At 63.3% G+C, this 2,011-nt stretch carries 3 protein-coding genes; 2 read left to right on the top strand and 1 reads right to left on the bottom strand.

The features are described from left to right. Positions 1–514: prepilin peptidase (locus tag V6M52_RS13475; protein WP_332701389.1), on the top strand; the 514-nt coding region annotated here is incomplete at its 5' end. 102 nt (positions 515–616) lie between these two features. Further along, a complete protein-coding gene (gene coaE / locus V6M52_RS13470) occupies positions 617–1,231 on the top strand; it encodes a dephospho-CoA kinase (protein WP_332701388.1) in 615 nt (204 codons plus the stop codon). A 55-nt stretch (positions 1,232–1,286) separates the two neighbouring features. On the opposite strand, the gene V6M52_RS13465 is transcribed toward coaE, so the two are convergent. Further along, complete coding sequence (locus V6M52_RS13465) at positions 1,287–1,787, bottom strand: REP-associated tyrosine transposase (protein ID WP_332701387.1); 501 nt, start codon at positions 1,785–1,787, stop codon at positions 1,287–1,289. Between the last annotated feature and the right edge of the window lie 224 nt (positions 1,788–2,011).

Here is a 2,011-nt window from a genome sequence, read left to right as displayed (position 1 = left end):
GGCCTCGGTCTGGCACTTCGGCTTCGGCTGGCAGGGCTTCGGCGCCATCGTCCTGACCTGTTTCCTGATTGCGCTGTCCGGCATCGACCTGCGCACCCAACTGCTGCCCGACCAGCTGACCCTGCCGCTGATGTGGCTGGGGCTGATCGCCAGCCTGGACAACCTGTACATGCCGGCCAAGCCGGCGGTGCTGGGCGCCATCGCCGGTTACGTTTCCCTATGGACAGTGTGGTGGCTGTTCAAGCAACTGACCGGCAAGGAAGGCATGGGTCATGGCGATTTCAAGCTGCTGGCGGCGCTGGGCGCCTGGGTGGGCCTGAGCGGCATCCTTCCCATCATCCTGCTGTCGTCTGTCGTGGGGGCCATCATCGGCTCGGTGTGGCTGGCGATGAAAGGTCGCGACCGGGCCACTCCCATTCCCTTCGGCCCGTATCTGGCCATCGCCGGCTGGATCGTGTTCTTCTGGGGCAACCAGATGGTCGACGCCTACATGAAATTCTCCGGCCTCAAATAGCCCGTAGGAGCGCCCCATGGGCGCGAGCTTTTTGTTTGACACACACCATCCAGCGTAGGGAAGAGCTCGCGCCCATGGGGCGCCCCTACCCATAATGGGCACATGAGCGATTACTTCATCGGACTCACCGGCGGCATCGCCTCGGGCAAAAGCGCGCTGGAGCGGGAATTCGCCGCGCGTGGGATCTTCGTCGCCGATGCCGACCTGATCGCGCGCCAGATCGTGGAGCCGGGCCAACCTGCGCTGGATGCGGTAGTGGCGAATTTCGGCGCATCGGTGCTGACGGCGGACGGACGGCTGGACCGCGCAGGTTTGCGCGCGTTGGTGTTCGACAACGAACCGGCACGGCGTGCGCTGGAAGTGATCCTGCACCCGATCATCCGCGCGCAGTTGCAGCAGCAATGCCGCGCCGCCGCCAGTGCGTACGCGATCGCTGCGATCCCGCTGCTGACCGAAGGCGGCGGCCGCGACGCCTATCCGTGGCTGGACCGCATCCTGGTGGTGGACGCCCTGCCCGCCACGCAGAAAACGCGGCTGCGGCAGCGCGACGGCATCGACGACGCCCTGGCCGAAAAGATGATCGCCGCCCAGGCGGCACGCCCCCAGAGGCTGGCCATCGCCGACGACATCGTGGTCAACGATGGCGACCTCTCGCATCTGCGCGCAGCCGTCGAAGAACTCGACGCCCGCTATCGCGCATTAGCTAAGCAGCCGTAGGAGCGCCCCATGGGCGCGAGCTTTTCCCTACGTCCTATGGATTTGCGTGATGACCTCAAAAGCTCGCGCCCATGGGGCGCTCATACAGCCAGGTTGCGTTCCAGAAGGGATAGTCGCCCAGTCGGGTGACCAGGCCTGCACGCAGTGGGTTGGCTACTAGATAACGGGCAACGACCAGAAGTTGTTCTTCGTCGCGCAATACATGCTCGTGGTAGGCCCTACCCCATACGGCTCCTCTCTTCTGGAGGACCCGGTTGGCGTTGCGGGCGCTGGCGCATTTCAGTCGCGTCACCACGGAGGGTAGCGAATCATGCTCGCCAAGTTGCAAAAGCCAATGCGCATGATCCGGCATCAATACCCAGGCCAGCATTTTCGAGTCTTTCAAGCAGTCTTTATCGTGATGGCAGCGGGCTGCGGCGCAGGCTGCTTCGAAATGCCGGAATAGGGGATTTCTATTCTTCGTCGCTACGGTGACGAGATAAATCTGCTGTGGAGCCGAGCAACGTGAACGCCGCAAAGCGGCATGTCCGTTGCCATAGGGAGTCTTCGCAGTCATTCACTATCGTGTCCCCGGCCTTGAGTGATTCGCTATCAGCGATAACAGGCATGGAAAGTAGGAATTCACCCCGTCCGCAGCGGCCTCCCGCGGAGCCAATTTCCACGTAGGAGCGCCCCATGGGCGCGAGCCCTTTCCTGCCGACAAGCGAACAAGCGAAAGCTCGCGCCCATGGGGCGCTCCTACCTATCTTTTGGCCAGAGGGAGCGGATGGCGGCGATGCC

Source organism: Devosia sp. (assembly GCF_036676215.1).
GTDB lineage: Bacteria > Pseudomonadota > Alphaproteobacteria > Rhizobiales > Devosiaceae > Devosia.
This window is presented reverse-complemented; position numbering and strand designations above follow the sequence as displayed.